This window comes from Bradyrhizobium sp. CCGB01 (genome assembly GCF_024199795.1).
Lineage (GTDB): Bacteria > Pseudomonadota > Alphaproteobacteria > Rhizobiales > Xanthobacteraceae > Bradyrhizobium.
On record NZ_JANADK010000001.1, the window covers coordinates 4,032,659 to 4,046,747 of the forward strand.

Here is a 14,089-nt window from a genome sequence, read left to right on the forward strand (position 1 = left end):
CATATCGACTTGCGGAGCGCGCCATGAGTGGAGACCGCTTGTTCCTGTTGAAGCCGGGGTTTGAAGTTCCGGAGCAGCCTGGGCGCTTCTTCGTCTGTCCGCACTGCAACGCGATCGAGGGATTGCTGGCGTCGTTTCCCGGGCTGGCAACGCAGATCGAGGTGCATCGCCTGCCATTCGCGCGCCCGCGAACGGCGATCGTCGAGCTCCTCGGCGAGCAGCATCAGTCGCTTCCGGTTCTGGTCTTCGACGACAGCCAGCCTGTGCCTGACGACGCCGGCATCGCCAACGGCCGGCGCTTCGTGGATTCGTCGGAGCGAATATTGCGCTATCTGGCCGAACGCTACGCATTCCCGCATGTTCACCATGAGGGTTGAGCGGAGGCGGCCAGCCACACCCTAGGTCTGCACCTGTCCCCAGCGTTGGACAGTGATCCGTGTCAGGCTCCGGAAGATCACGCCTTCCACAAGGAGCCCGATCAGGATGACCGTGAGCAGCCCGGCAAAGACGCTCGCGGTCTCCAGTTGCGCGCGGCTGGTGTAGATGAACCAGCCAATTCCGCCGGAGCGGGCGCTGACGCCGAACACCAGCTCGGCCGCGATCAGCGTGCGCCAGGCGAACGCCCAGCCGATCCGCAAGCCCGACAGGATCTGGGGGAACGCCGCGGGCACCAGGATCTCCGCGACGAACCGGCCGCCCGAGAGGCCGAGATTGCGGCCGGCCATTCTCAGGGTCGGCGGCACCGCGAGGAAGCCGCCGTAGCAGGCGAGGGCCACCGGCCACAGAACCGAGTGCACGATGACGAAGACGAGGCTCGGCGTTCCCACACCGAACCACAGAAGCGCGATGGGCAGCAGCGCGATCGCCGGAAGCGGATTGAGCATCGACGTCAAGAGGCCCAGGGCTTCGTTGCCCCAGCGCGACAAGGCGGCGAGGGTCGTCAGCACCGCAGCAACGGCAATGCCGAGTGCGTAGCCCGTGATCAGAACCCGGAGCGAAGTCAATGCGCGGTTCGGCAGTTCGCCTGACAGGATGGCAGACCATAGCGCCGACAGTGTCGCGCCCAAGGTCGGCAGCAGCAGTGCGTTGTCGAGCCAGCGTGCATAGAGCTCCCAGGCGAGAGCAAAGCCGGCGAGAATGACGACGCGCCGCCAGGGCGTGCCGTCGAGGGCCCGCCGCAACGCTGAAGCGCGTACGAGCTTTGGCGCGGCGATGTCAGACATGATTGGGTTCCGGGGCAGAAAATACGGTTTCCTGGATCTGCCGTTCCAGCTCGGCGAAACCAGCGGTGCCGCGCGTGCGGGTGTCCGGCGGAACGTTGAAGGTGGCGGCCAGCCGCCCGGGATGCGGCGTCAGCGCCAGGATACGAGTGCCGACACGGATCGCCTCGTCGATGCCATGGGTCACGAACAAGGCGGTGTTCCCGGTTTCCTCGCACAGCTTGAGCAGCTCGTCCTGCATCTGCCGCCGCGTCAGCGCGTCGAGCGCGGCGAAGGGCTCGTCCATCAGCAGCAGCGCCGGCTCCAGCGCAAAGGCGCGCGCGATCGCCACGCGCTGCTTCATCCCGCCCGACAGCGTGTGAGGAAAGGCGTCGACGAAATTCTTCAGCCCGACCCGCTCGAGCCAACGGCGCGCAACGCCTTCTGCGTCCCGCCGCGGCATGGATTTCCCTCGCTCCAGCGCATAGCGCACATTGCCGAGCACGGTGCGCCACGGCAGCAACTGGTCGAATTCCTGAAACACGGTCATGCGGTCGGGGCCCGGGGCGCCGATCCGCCGGCCGTTCATCCGCAGCTCGCCGGCGCTTGGCTTGAGAAAGCCGCCGACGGCGCGCAGCAGCGTGGACTTGCCGCACCCGGACGGGCCGAGCAGGACCAGCCGTTCGCCGGCCGAGATCTTGAAGCTGACGTCCTCGACGGCCGTGAGGATGCCGTCCGGCGTCGGATAACTGATGCTGACGTGGTCGAGTTCGAGCAGCGCCGGTGAGGCAGTGTCGCCGGCGAGGCCCGTCAGTCGCGGAGCGACGTTCATGTCAGCTTCCAGGCTTCTCTCCGAGGCCGGACCAGAACAGATCGCGCCACGACGCCGGCGCCTGCTTGATCAGGCCGACCTTGGCCTCGAAATCCGCGAACTTCTGGGCACCTTCCGGAGCCGTGGTGAAGTTGACGTCCTTGTCGCGAATGATGCCTTCGACGAAGTCGGGCGCGAGCTTCGAGCCTTCCGCCTTGATGTAGAGCGCGGCGGCGTCCTTCGGATTGGCCTTGATCCATTCGTTGGCGCGGTCGAGGCCGCGGACGAACGCCAAGATCGTCTTGGGATTGTCGTTGACGAACTTCGTGGTGGAATAAACCACGTTGAAGGTGTGGGGGCCGCCGAGCACGTCGTAGCTGTTGAGGACCTGATGTACCTTGCCGCTCGCCAGCTGCTGCTGCGAGAACGGCGGCGAGGTGAAGTGCGCCGTGATCTCCGAATGCCCGGACAGGATCTGCGCCGTCGCGTCCGGATGCGGCATGCTGACGGTGAGTTCGTCGAGCTTGTCGTATTTGCCGAACGCCTTGTCCGCGGCCATCTGGAGCACGATCGGCTGGAAGCCGACCTTGACCGACGGAAGGGCGATCCGGTCCTTCTCGGTGAAATCCGCCAGCGTCTTGATGTTCGGATTGTTGGTGGTGAGGATATTGGCCATCGAGCCCAGCGCCGCCACACCGATGATCTTGGCAGTGGTCCGCGTCTTGTCCCAGGTCAGGATCATGGGCGTGATGCCTGCCGTCGCGAAGTCGAGGCCGCCCGAGATGAGGGCCTCATTCATGGCCGCAGCGCCGGAGAGCCGCAGCCACTCGATCTTGGGCGGGGTGATGCCGAGCGCCTTGGCCTCTTGCTCGATCAATCCATTTTCGCTGGCGACGATGAGCGGAAGATAGGCGATACCGAATTGCTGGGCGATGCGAAGCTGGTCCGTCTCGGCGCGGGCAACATTTACAGCCCCGGCCGCCATCACCAGGGCGAGCGCGGCTGCGCAAATGGACTTCGATGCAATCATTTCCGTGTCTCTCGCGTTCACGTCGGATGGGCCGTGACGTGTCGTGTGTCCAGCCTTTGACAGCCACATGTCAGGAAATCTGCTGGCCGGTCCAGTGAACTGATGTCACTGCGCGATTTTCGAAAGAAACGCGCTGGGAGGTACGCATTCGATAGAGTTGTTGTTCTTCAGTCGTCCGGTGATGAGAAAATGTTTTCTCGATGCGGCGGCCGAGCATCGATCGCCTCTCGCGCTCGATGCGCGCGCCCGCAAGACCACGATGAGCGGACATTCCCGCGGTCACCACGCACGCAGGGCAGTGAGCGTCTGACGGATGCACTAATTTGAGAAGCCTTTGCTACGTGGCCGAGCTTTACAGGCTCCGTGTTGTTTTGTTTGGCGATGGCTTGCCGGGCAAGGCGATGCAACTAGGATATCGCGTATTGCAATCGAACGCGGATCAAAGAAGGTGACAGAGGCTACGAGTTCAGCGCGGATTATCGATCTGGCTGCCTATCGGTCGGAGCGGAGCAGGCAGCAATCCGCGGCATCAGCGGCGCCGACGCCAAGCATCGGCACGGGCCTATTCGCAACGGGCGCTCCCATGCCGCTCTGCTGGTTCTGGCCGACCTGGGTCTGGGTGCCGATGCCGGTACCGGCCATGTCGCCGGTGCAGTGGGATGCTTCATGAGCGGCGGGCACGTCGCTTCGTCGCCGGACACGAACGCATCATCCTCCAGTGATCTCGACCTGCCGGCCATCCTCGGGCGCAATTTGCGTCGGCTGCGGACCAGCCGGGGTCATTCGCTTGAGCGGCTCGCCAAGCAATCGGGAGTGAGCCGGGCCATGCTCGGGCAGATCGAGACCGGGAAAAGCGTTCCCACCATCGCGCTGCTTTGGAAGGTCGCGAGCGCGCTCCATGTGCCTTTTGCCAATCTGCTCCAGAGCGAAGTGCCGCGCGGCCCAAAGGTCCTGCGCCGCAGCGATGCCAAGCTGCTGACATCCAGCCAGGGGCAGTTCACCTCGCGCGCGCTGTTTCCCTTCGATGGCGACCATCAAGTCGAATTCTACGAGCTGAGGATCGGCCCGCTTCACCGCGAGGCGGCGGAACCGCATGCGCCCGGTACGCGCGAGAATCTCTTCGTCGCCAAGGGCGTGGTCGAGATCACGGCCGGGTCGGACAAGCCGCAGACGCTGACCGAGGGCGATGCCGTCCTGTTCGAGGCCGATGTGCCGCACGTCTACAAGAACCTCGTCGCCGACGAAGCGGTTCTCTACCTCGTGATGACCTACGCCGAGACCGCCGCATGAAAAGCAAAAGGGCTGGCGCGAGCCAGCCCTTCGTCCATCGCGCCTGGCGAAAGCGATCAGGCAGCCTTCATCGGCATGCACATCATCATCATGCCGCCGCAGCACATCATCATGGGCATGCCCATCTGCATCATGCTCATCATGCTTTCGCAGCACTTCATGAACATGTCCTTCATGGCCGGGTCCGTCGGCATCATTTCGCAGGTCATGCCGGCCGGCGTCATGGTGCACTTCACCTGGCAGGGCATCATCATCGGCATGCCCATGCCCATCATGTTCATCATCGGCATCATGCCGCCGGCCATTGCGGGGTTCATCATGCCGCCCATCATCATCGGCATCGGCATCATCTGCATTGCGGTGTTCATCGTCGTTCTCCAAAATCAGAGCAGGAAGCACTCGTTTGCGCTGAGATTGGAGATAAAGCGATCTGCCGCCGAAGTGAATCGTGAAATGTTTCCGCTGTTCGCTTTCATCCAACAAAATGGAAGTGCTGCGCGGCCTGTAATCCTGCTTGTAGTTCATAGCGGATATCCATCCGCTATGTTGGACGGACTCCGGCTTCGCCCGTCCGTCAAATTCCCGAAAGCTCCTTGTCGTTCGCCGTCGCGCGCGGAGAAACCTGTTCTACGCTGAAAGACTCATCATGCGGGCCTCAACGACGGCGGCATGAGTCGTTTGCGTGGCATGCCGAAAAGAGTTTTGCCTTTCATTGACCTGCGCGCGGCCTCGCCCAAACATGCTGCGACAAGGTGGCGCGCGTCTGCATCCGGCATTTGCCCGATGCCGGAATGCGGTTGCACCATTGCCAGGAGGCGCAAGGTGGTTTCGTCGTCGCTCGAAGAATTGTCGCTGACGGCCGACGTGTTGATTGTGGGCGGCGGCATGGCGGGCGCCTGGGCGGCGACGTCAGCGGCGCAGGCGGGCGCCAAGGTCGTGCTGGCAGACAAGGCCTATTGCGGCACCAGCGGCGTCACGGCCGCAGCGGGCCCGGGCCATTGGTGGGTGCCGCCGGATCCTCCCGCGGCGCGCGACGCGGCCGTGGCCAACCGAATTGATGCCGGTCTTGGCCTTGGCGAAGCGGAGTGGATGTATCGCATCCTCGACCAGACCTGGCGCACGCTGCCCACGCTTGCGCGCTACTACAAGTTCGGCGTCGACGACGAGGGGCGCGTGAACCATCGCGCGGTACGCGGGCCGGAATATATGCGCGCCCTGCGTCAGGAGGTTCTCAGCCACGGTGTCACCATTCTCGATCATTCGCCCGTTCTCGAGCTGCTGGCGCGTTCCGATGGATCGATCGGCGGCGCGCGTGGCCTGCGCCGGCAGGATGGCGGCCGGTCCTATTGGGTCGAGGCCGGTGCCGTGGTGCTCGCGGCGGGCGGGACCAGCTTTCTGTCGCACTTGCTGGGATCGCATACCAACACGGGTGACGGCTATCTGATGGCGGCCGAGGCGGGCGCGGAGATGTCCGGCATGGAATTCACCGCCGCCTACACCATCGCGCCGGCGCATTCGACGATGACGCGCAGCATGGCCTATTCATTTGCGACCTATTATGATGCCGAGGGGCGGCAGCTGGATCTGCCGTTCGGGCCTGACCAGACCATCCACCTGGCGCGCGCGCTGCAGCGCGGGCCAGTTTACTGCTCGCTGCATCGTCTGCCCGATGACATCAAGGCGAGGCTGCATACGATCTCGCCTAACGTGCCGCTGGTATTCGACCGCTGGGGCATCGATCCCTACCGCGACCGGTTCGAGGTCACCCTGCACAATGATGGTACTATCCGCGGGATCGGTGGCGTGCGCGTGCATGATACGGATGGCGCGACATCCGTGCGGGGATTGTTCGTAGCCGGCGATAACGCATCGCGTGAGAAGGTCGCCGGCGCGATCTCCGGCGGCGGCAACGTCAACTCGGCCTGGGCGCTGTCGTCGGGCGTCTTCGCCGGACGCGCGGCGACGCGTGTGGCGCGCAGCGCGGCGCGACGGGTTGAAAGGCTTCGGCCGCTCGGACGTGCCGGGCTGCGACCAGGCGGTCGACCTCAGACGGTCGACGTCGCCGCTATTCGAAGCAGCGTACGCGCCGAGATGCATCCGTTCGACAAGAACCTTTTCCGTACAGGCCCCGGGCTTGCCGCGTCGTCGCGCGTCATCGACGATCTCTGGCGCGATGTGGCGGAGCACGGGCATGCGGGCACGCTCGCCCTGCGCGAGGCTGCGGCGCTCGTTGCAACAGCGCGCTGGTCGGTGGCCACTGCTGCTGCGCGCAACGAGAGCAGAGGACTTCACCGCCGCGAGGATTTTCCTGCACAGGATCCCGGATTGGCCGCGCGCCTGCTCAGCGGCGGACTGGATCGGATCCGGGTGTCGCTCGACCGTCCATCGCCGGCGACCAGACCCGATCAGCTCGAGGCGGCGTCATGATCGAGCTCGTCGTCGAAGAGCGCTGCACGGATTGCGGCGCATGCATCGAGGTCTGCCCGGCCAATGTGCTCGAGCCCGGCCGCGCCGGCCTGCCGGTTCTGGCGCGGGTCGAGGATTGCCAGACCTGTTTCATGTGCGAGCTCTATTGCCGCGCGGATGCGATTTATGTGGCGCCCGATTGCGATCGCCGCGTTGCCGTAACCGAGGCGGAAGTGCTGGCGTCAGGCCGTCTCGGCCAATACCGCAAGCACTCCGGCTGGGATGAATGGGCGGAGCGCTTTCCTAACGAGCAATGGCTGATGGAGACGGTCTTCCGACGCGCCGGCGAGGCTGCGGCAAAGGCAAAAGCGGAACGGCTCGCCGCTGCGAAGGAATAGCCTCGAGTGCGGAGACGAATTCATGTGTCTCATCGAAGCGCGTCGTCCGGTTGTTGCCCGATGCCGAAGATCTTTGAAAAGACTATCTTGCGTCATGCGCCTAGCATGTCCGCATCAAAGCCATCATGAACGCGTGACATGAACACTCCCCGCATTGAAAACAAGCGCGCCTCCACCAGCGTGCGATCGCCGATCATCATCAACCAGCTCGGCGCGGAGGTTCGCGCCGCACTCGCCGAGCATTGGTCGCGCCCGCTGATCATCGACCATCCCGCCGGTCGTGCTGCGTGGGAGGTCGCACCTGAAGCCGACGTGCTGCTGACGCGGCCGCTGGCGAGCTGGAACAAGGCGCCCGGCGAGAAGCCTGCGGGCTGGCCGTTCGGCCTGCGCTGGATCCAGACCGCATCCACCGGCATCGATTTCTTTCCGACGTGGCTCCTCGACGGGCCCGTGGTGACGGTCGGCCGCGGCATCTCGGCCGATCCTATTGCAGAATACGTTCTCGCGGCGATCCTCGGCTTCGAAAAGCGAATTCACGAGATCCGTCCGCGCAACCGCGCGGAATGGAAAATCGCTCCGCTGGGCTCGGTGAGTGGCAAGACGATCGGCATCGCGGGTTTCGGTGCGATCGGCCGTGCCGTCGCCGAGCGGGTCAAGCCGTTCGGCGTCAACATCAAGGTTCTCAGGCGCTCGGCCTGGCCCTACGTTCTTCCGGGCATCCAGCCGGTGGACAGCATCGAGCAGCTGGTCGAGGTCTCCGATCATCTCGTCCTGGCGCTGCCGGCGACGACGAAGACCACCCGCCTGATCAATGCCGACGTGCTGGCACGGGCCAAAAAATCGCTGCATCTCATCAACGTCGCGCGCGGCAGGATCATCGATCAGAAAGCGCTTCTGCAGGCGCTCGATGACGGACGGATCGCCGGCGCCACGCTCGATGTCACGGATCCGGAGCCGCCGCTCGATGGCGATCCCATCTATAGCCATCCCAAGGTCGTTCTCACCCCGCACGTCTCGTGGACCGGCGGCGAGGACGTCAAGCGGCTGGCCGACAAGACACTGGTCAATCTCGACGCCTACGCGCATGGCGTGGCGCTGGCCGACGTCTTCGACAAGACTCTCGAATACTAGAAAAGGAAGCGCAACAATGAACAAGGTTGTCGAGAAGCCCAGGAAATATTCGTTGGTCGAGCGGACGCCGGCGGCGACGTTCGAGGAGGAGAGGCTGCACCGCAAGCAGCGTCTCGCCGCTACGTTCCGGCTGTTTTCGCGCTACGGGTTCGATCAGGGCCTCGCGGGCCATGTCACCGTGCGCGATCCGGAATTCCCCGAACGGTTCTGGATCAACCCGCTGTCGAAGCATTTCAGCCAGATCAAGGTGTCCGACCTTCAGCTCGTCGACCACGACGGCAATATCCTGATCGGCGACAAGCCGATCAACCAGGCCGGCTTCGTGATCCATTCGGCGATTCATGCGGCGCACCCCGAGGTGATCGCGGCTGCGCACACCCATTCGACTTACGGCAAGGCCTGGTCGGCGCTCGGCCGGCTGCTCGATCCGCTGACGCAGGATTCCTGCGCCTTCTATGAGGATCACGTGCTGTTCGATCCGTTCTCTGGCGTCGTGCTGGAGGCGGAAGAAGGTCGCAAGATCGCGCAGGCGCTGGGATCGAAGAAGGCCGCGATCCTGCAAAATCACGGCCTGCTGACGGTGGGACCGACCATCGAGGCCGCGGCCTGGTGGTACATCGCGATGGACAATGCCGCCCGTGCTCAGTTGCTTGCGGAGGCCGCCGGTACGCCGAAGCCCATCCCGCATGAGATCGCCAGCCTGACCTCGCGACAGGTCGGCACGCACAAGGGCGGCTACTTCAGCTTCCAGCCACTGTGGGACTGGATCACCGAGGCGGAACCGGATCTGTTCAATTAGAGCCATAACTCGCGCGAATTGCCCACGCCGTGAGTTCGTGAGATATCACGGCGCGGCCGGTTGTGCTGCTTGCGCAAGCACGCTGCAATGGTGGGGAGTGGCGACATGGTCGATGGTCTGCCGGGCGAAGTTGAAGTCATCACATTGTTCGTCGATGATATTGCATCGTCGAAGGCGTTCTACGCCAAGGTTTTCGCGCCTGAGACCGTCTGGGAGGACCAGGTCTCATCCGTGCTCAGATTTGGCGGGCTCCTGATCAACCTTCTCGACGTGTCTCAGGCGCCGACGCTCGTCGAGCCGCTGCCTGTCGGGCCGTCATCCGCTGGGGCGCGCGCGCTGTTGACGATCAGGGTTGTTGACGTTGATCAGGTCTGCGCGGCTCTCCGGGAGATTGGTGTCGATTTGCTCAATGGGCCGATCGACCGTCCCTGGGGAAGGCGAACCGCGTCTTTCGCGGACCCCTCGGGTCATGTCTGGGAGATTGCGCAGGTGATTGACCGGACCTAAAGCGCCTACGGCGAATTTTGGCCGAGACTCTGTGACCCCTACAGCGAAAGAGTCCGGAGACGCGCCGCCAGATCCGCGCATTGCTGCCTTATATCTGGTACGGCGATGATCTCCCAGAACGCGGCCCGGGTGAGCGGGCCAACAGCGTAGAGGCGTCGTGATGGTGATCCATGTTCGCCAACGATCGCACAATCCGGCGTAACCTCGATGCCGATCCGTAAGGGATCGATCCGCGCAAGACCATTGTCGAACAGGCTGCGCACCGCCGGGTTGCTGCTGGCGCCCGGGTCTTTGACAATGCCGGTGCAGTCCACGATCGCGCCGACCTGAAGCTCGGACAGCGCGCTCTGGCCGCGCCTGCGATAGCTGACGAGCGCACCACATTGGTTCGGTGTGACGGTGGTGAGCTTGCCGGAGATGACGGTCAAGCGTCCATTCGCAAGCGCCTCCGTGATGCGAGTCTCGACCTCGGGCGCCGTACGGTGGCGATGGACGTCCCACCAGGCGCGGGCATGCTCCAGGAATCTGCGCCGTGATTCCAGCGGCAACTCCCGCCAGAGCCGCTGGGTGTGTGGCCTGATGGCGTCGATCGCGCTGCGCCAGTCGCCGCCCTCTGCCGCATGCGCTTCGATACGGCGGCGAAACCAGTGCAGCAGGGCGCCGATCCGGGCGCCGAACGGAATTTCACTCTCGGCGAGACGCATCGGATCGATGCGGCGATGGGCTCTCGGCAGCAGTCCGCGCCGCGACAGGGCGACGATCTGCCCCCGGTGTCCGTGGCGAAGCAGGGACAGCACGTAATCGACCATCGACAGACCCATGCCGAGGATCAGCATGGTTGCGTTTCTGTCGATGCCGGCAGTAGTGGGAGCGACCCATGGATCGACATGGCCGGGCAGGCGCGACGCCGGGGCGTCGTGGCCGGTGGCCAGAACGGCCATGGTACCTGTCAGCCGTGTTCCATCGGCGAGCAAGACGGCGACATCGGAGGGCGTTTCGCGAATCGCGATGCACTCGTTCTGCAAGATCGTGAGACCTCGTGTTCCGTCGGGGCAGGTCAGTGGCGCGATCAGGTCGGCGAGATAGTCGCCATAGGTCTGCCGCGGAACGAAGCAGTAGGGATCAGGACACATCGGCCCATCGGGTCGCCCGCACAGCCACTCCCAGAAATGCCCGGGATCATCAGGCAGCGCGCTCATGTTCGATACGCGAACGTTGAGGAGGTGTTCGGGATTGCCTGCATGATAGGCAAGGCCGCGGCCGATCTCGGGTCGTTTCTCGATCAGTGTTACGCGCAGATCCGGTGGAGACGCTTTCAGGAGCTGAAACGCCATCAGGGCGCCGCTCGCGCCCCCGCCGATGACAATCGCGTGCCGCCCCTCCGGACCCATCGTGCCGCCCCCCGTTTTATCGGTCGGTCAACGTCGCAGGACTGCGATTGGTTCTACGGCTCAATTGCGATGATAGTCGGACAGGCTGCGATATCGTTGTCGCAGCATCACGGAAGTAATGTTTCTCCTGTCGCAATGGACGTTTGTGGAATGATCATATCGGCGCAGAGGCGGCGGCCAGTCAGAGCTTCTTGCAGATGCGATTGACCAACTCGATGAACCAGCGCAGCGCCGGGACGGTCGTGCTGCGGCGCGTGTAGAGCAGGTCGATGGTGAAGGCCTCGACATCATAGGGAACCGGAACGACGGACACGCCGGCGCTTGCGGCGAAGCGGCGGGCGATACGCTCGGCCATCGTCGCCACGAGATCGGTACCGGCGATCGCGAACGGGACCGCGACGACATGCGCGAGGGTGACGGCGGTCCGGCGTTTGCGCCCATGCCGGGCCAGCATCGTATCGATCGCGCCGGGGAGCCCGTCGCCGCCCGCCGACGAGAACAGGGCATGCGGGAGGCGCGTATAGTCGTCCCTGGTCAGCCTGGCTCTCCGCTTGGCCTGGCCGGCATCGCGGATGCAGACGAAGTTCTCCTCGAACAGCGTACAGCGCGTGATGCGCGTCGAGGCCGGAAGATGCCCACCGATCAATGCGTCGACGTCGCCGTGTTCGAGGCTCGCGACGCTCGCAGCAGCGTCAATGATGGGGCGCACCACGAGATCGATGCCCGGCGCCTCCCGTCGCAGCGCCGCGACCAGCGGCGGTATGACGACGAGGTCGCCGTAATCGGTCACCGCGATGGAGAGGCGGCGGCGGGCGGTCGCAGGATCGAAGCTCGATCCGGGCGCCAGCACGCCCCTGATCTGTCCGAGCGCCTCGCTGATCGGCCGGGCCAGCGCCAGCGCCCTGGCCGTCGGCTGCATGCCCGATGCGGACCGCACGAACAGATCGTCGCCGAACAGTGCCCGCAGGCGGGTCAGGACGCCGCTCATCGACGGCTGCGCCAGGCCGACGCGTTCGCCGGCGCGGGTCACGTTGCGCTCCTCCATGAGCGCCTCGAAGGCGACCAGGAGATTGAGATCGACGGAAGCTAAATTCATTTGAACGATGGTATGCATATCAAAAATCGATTTCAAGAATGTCGCTCGAGGTGGTCTATTGATGGGGAAGACCCGATTGGACGAGGCGCATGCGACCCTCACTCCTGCGCCTCATCCCGCGCGGACCGACATTGCTGGCGCTTGGCGTCCTGCTCGGGCTTGCATGCCCGGCCCTTGCAGACCTGATCCGTCCGCTGATGCCGGCCACGATCTTCGTGATCGTGCTCGGAACGCTGTTGCGGGTCGATGGTAGGGCCGTCGTCGAGACGCTGCGGCAGCCATCGCTATCCGTGCTCCTGCCGGCCGTCGTCATGGTCGCCTGTCCGCTGGCGATCGGCTTTGCCAGTCATACCCTCGGTCTTGCCACGGAATTCGCGCTTGCGATCGTGCTTGCCGTCTCGGCGCCGCCGTCGAGCGGCACCGCCGCTGTGGCCCGCATGCTCGGGCTCGACGCTGCGGTGCCGCTCGTGGTGACGGTGTTGTCCATGGTGCTTGCTCCGGTCACGGTCCCGCTGCTTGCAGGCTGGTTCGGCGGGCTCGAGATCAGCGCGCCCGAGCTGGCACTGCGGCTGGCGTTGCTGATCGGCGGCGCCGAGGGTGTCGCCTTCCTGCTGCGCCGGCACGCCGCGCAAGTTCTGGCGGCCCGTGGCGACGTCGTCGACGGGATCATCGTCACGGCGCTTGTTCTTTTCGCCGTGGCCACCATGGCCGGCATCCCCGCACAGATCGCAGCGGATGTGCCGGCCGCGGCGCTCTGCCTTGTGCTCGCCTTCGCCTGCAATCTTGCGCTCCAAGCCTCGGGCGCCCTGTTGCTGCCGGGAACTCTGCCCCAGCGATTGACGGTCGGCCTCATTCTCGGCAATCGCAATGTCGGGCTGGTCTGGTCGGCGCTCGGCGCTGCCGCTTCGCCGCGCATGGCCCTATACTTTACCGCGACGCAATTTCCGATCTACATCCTGCCGCGTTTGATCGAGACGTTGATTAGTCGCGGCAAACGAAAGGCCACTCTATGACGACGTCCCGTCTCACCCGCGAACAAGCCACGCAATTCGCCCGCATCGCGCTCGGCCATGTCAGGCGCGAATATCCCAACAACGTGGACCACGCGCTGGCCGAGCCCGCGGACGCCCGCACGCCAAGCCAGCTGCATCCGATCTTCTATGGCAGCTATGACTGGCACTCCTGCGTTCACAGCTACTGGATGCTGGCGCGGTTGCTCCGGCGCTTTCCGGATTTCGCCGCGGCATCCGATATTCGGGCCTTGTTCGACGAGCAGTTCGTGCCCGAGAAGGTTGCTGTCGAGAGCGCCTACTTTGCCCGTCCGACCGCCCGCGGCTTCAAGCGGCCCTATGGCTGGGGCTGGCTGCTGAAGCTGGCGACCGAGCTGGCATTGCAATCCGATGGCCGTTGGGGCCGCAATCTCGCGCCGTTGGCGGACGTCATTGCTCAGCGCTTTCGCGACTTCCTGCCGCTGTCGCTCTATCCCGTGCGCGTCGGCACCCACTTCAATACAGCGTTCGGCCTGCGGATGGCGTCCGACTACGCCGAGATCAGCAAGGACGAAGGGCTGGCCAAGCTGCTGCTCGAGACGGGCCTGCGCTGGTATGGCGAAGATCGCGATTGCCCCGCCTGGGGCGAGCCCAGCGGCGACGATTTCCAATCCTCGGCCTTGATCGAGGCCGAGTGCATGCGGCGCCTGTTGCCGCTAGATGTGTTCCTACCCTGGTTCGATCGGTTCCTGCCGCGCGTGCTCGAGCGGCAGCCTGCGACCTTGTTCCGGCCTGCGACCGTCAGCGACCGCACCGACGGCAAGATCGCTCATCTCGATGGCCTCAATCTCAGCCGCGCCTGGTGCTGGCGCGCGCTCGGCGACGCCTTGCCGGCAAGCGACGAGCGACGCGCCATTGCCCACGCGGCGGCGCAGCAGCATCTCGCTGCAGGCCTTCCCCATCTCGCCACGCATTACATGGGCGAGCATTGGCTTGCGAGCTTCGCCGTTCTCGCGCTCGATGAAGCGGAATGAGCGGTACG

17 protein-coding genes are annotated in these 14,089 nt (G+C 64.6%); 10 read left to right on the forward strand and 7 right to left on the reverse strand.

All coding sequences use genetic code 11. The features are described from left to right. Positions 1 to 23 precede the first annotated feature (23 nt). Complete coding sequence (locus tag NLM25_RS18275) at positions 24 to 377, forward strand: DUF3088 domain-containing protein (RefSeq protein WP_254118282.1); 354 nt, start codon at positions 24 to 26, stop codon at positions 375 to 377. 21 nt (positions 378 to 398) lie between these two features. On the opposite strand, the gene NLM25_RS18280 is transcribed toward NLM25_RS18275, so the two are convergent. The 5 genes from NLM25_RS18280 to NLM25_RS18300 all read right to left on the reverse strand — a co-directional run bounded on the left by NLM25_RS18280 (position 399) and on the right by NLM25_RS18300 (position 3,721). Then, the gene (locus tag NLM25_RS18280; RefSeq protein WP_254118283.1) at positions 399 to 1,223 is read right to left on the reverse strand and encodes an ABC transporter permease; all 825 of its coding nucleotides are present in this window, start codon (positions 1,221 to 1,223) and stop codon (positions 399 to 401) included. Next, positions 1,216 to 2,031, reverse strand: coding sequence for an ABC transporter ATP-binding protein (locus NLM25_RS18285; protein ID WP_254118284.1), 816 nt, complete (start codon positions 2,029 to 2,031; stop codon positions 1,216 to 1,218). The genes NLM25_RS18280 and NLM25_RS18285 overlap by 8 nt, the downstream gene beginning before the upstream one ends. A 1-nt stretch (position 2,032) precedes the next feature. Further along, positions 2,033 to 3,040 carry an ABC transporter substrate-binding protein gene (locus NLM25_RS18290; protein ID WP_254118286.1) on the reverse strand — a complete coding sequence of 336 codons (1,008 nt, stop codon included), beginning with the start codon at positions 3,038 to 3,040 and terminating at the stop codon, positions 2,033 to 2,035. 70 nt (positions 3,041 to 3,110) lie between these two features. After that, positions 3,111 to 3,311, reverse strand: coding sequence for a hypothetical protein (locus NLM25_RS18295; protein ID WP_254118288.1), 201 nt, complete (start codon positions 3,309 to 3,311; stop codon positions 3,111 to 3,113). 221 nt (positions 3,312 to 3,532) lie between these two features. After that, positions 3,533 to 3,721: a hypothetical protein gene (locus NLM25_RS18300; RefSeq protein ID WP_254118289.1), complete on the reverse strand. Its 189-nt coding sequence runs from the start codon at positions 3,719 to 3,721 to the stop codon at positions 3,533 to 3,535. Here NLM25_RS18300 and NLM25_RS18305 point away from each other — a divergent pair. The 7 genes from NLM25_RS18305 to NLM25_RS18335 all read left to right on the forward strand — a co-directional run bounded on the left by NLM25_RS18305 (position 3,707) and on the right by NLM25_RS18335 (position 9,571). Next, positions 3,707 to 4,330 carry a helix-turn-helix domain-containing protein gene (locus tag NLM25_RS18305; protein WP_254137903.1) on the forward strand — a complete coding sequence of 208 codons (624 nt, stop codon included), beginning with the start codon at positions 3,707 to 3,709 and terminating at the stop codon, positions 4,328 to 4,330. The two genes, NLM25_RS18300 and NLM25_RS18305, sit on opposite strands and share 15 nt — an antisense overlap. Before the next feature lie 75 nt (positions 4,331 to 4,405). Next, positions 4,406 to 4,966 (forward strand): hypothetical protein, encoded by a 561-nt coding sequence (locus NLM25_RS18310; protein WP_254118292.1) that lies wholly within the window; start codon positions 4,406 to 4,408, stop codon positions 4,964 to 4,966. A 147-nt stretch (positions 4,967 to 5,113) separates the two neighbouring features. Further along, entirely contained in the window at positions 5,114 to 6,757 is a 1,644-nt protein-coding gene (locus NLM25_RS18315; RefSeq protein WP_375166845.1) for an FAD-binding protein, read from the forward strand. Next, entirely contained in the window at positions 6,754 to 7,134 is a 381-nt protein-coding gene (locus NLM25_RS18320; protein ID WP_254118295.1) for a ferredoxin family protein, read from the forward strand. The genes NLM25_RS18315 and NLM25_RS18320 overlap by 4 nt, the downstream gene beginning before the upstream one ends. 138 nt (positions 7,135 to 7,272) lie before the next feature. Beyond that, complete coding sequence (locus NLM25_RS18325) at positions 7,273 to 8,265, forward strand: NAD(P)-dependent oxidoreductase (RefSeq protein ID WP_254118297.1); 993 nt, start codon at positions 7,273 to 7,275, stop codon at positions 8,263 to 8,265. Between the two features lie 16 nt (positions 8,266 to 8,281). Beyond that, positions 8,282 to 9,064 (forward strand): class II aldolase/adducin family protein, encoded by a 783-nt coding sequence (locus NLM25_RS18330; RefSeq protein WP_254118298.1) that lies wholly within the window; start codon positions 8,282 to 8,284, stop codon positions 9,062 to 9,064. A 105-nt stretch (positions 9,065 to 9,169) separates the two neighbouring features. Next, positions 9,170 to 9,571 (forward strand): VOC family protein, encoded by a 402-nt coding sequence (locus NLM25_RS18335; RefSeq protein WP_254118299.1) that lies wholly within the window; start codon positions 9,170 to 9,172, stop codon positions 9,569 to 9,571. Positions 9,572 to 9,609: 38 nt separating this feature from the next. Here NLM25_RS18335 and NLM25_RS18340 read toward each other — a convergent pair whose 3' ends face one another. Continuing rightward, positions 9,610 to 10,962: an FAD/NAD(P)-binding protein gene (locus NLM25_RS18340; RefSeq protein WP_256565454.1), complete on the reverse strand. Its 1,353-nt coding sequence runs from the start codon at positions 10,960 to 10,962 to the stop codon at positions 9,610 to 9,612. Positions 10,963 to 11,143: 181 nt separating this feature from the next. Continuing rightward, a complete protein-coding gene (locus NLM25_RS18345) occupies positions 11,144 to 12,058 on the reverse strand; it encodes a LysR family transcriptional regulator (RefSeq protein ID WP_254118302.1) in 915 nt (304 codons plus the stop codon). Between the two features lie 89 nt (positions 12,059 to 12,147). Between NLM25_RS18345 and NLM25_RS18350 the strand changes: the two genes are divergently transcribed. Next, on the forward strand, positions 12,148 to 13,071 hold the full coding sequence (locus NLM25_RS18350; RefSeq protein ID WP_254118304.1) for a hypothetical protein: 924 nt from the start codon (positions 12,148 to 12,150) through the stop codon (positions 13,069 to 13,071). Then, on the forward strand, positions 13,068 to 14,081 hold the full coding sequence (locus NLM25_RS18355; protein ID WP_254118305.1) for a DUF2891 domain-containing protein: 1,014 nt from the start codon (positions 13,068 to 13,070) through the stop codon (positions 14,079 to 14,081). The genes NLM25_RS18350 and NLM25_RS18355 overlap by 4 nt, the downstream gene beginning before the upstream one ends. The last annotated feature ends 8 nt before the right edge of the window (positions 14,082 to 14,089 follow it).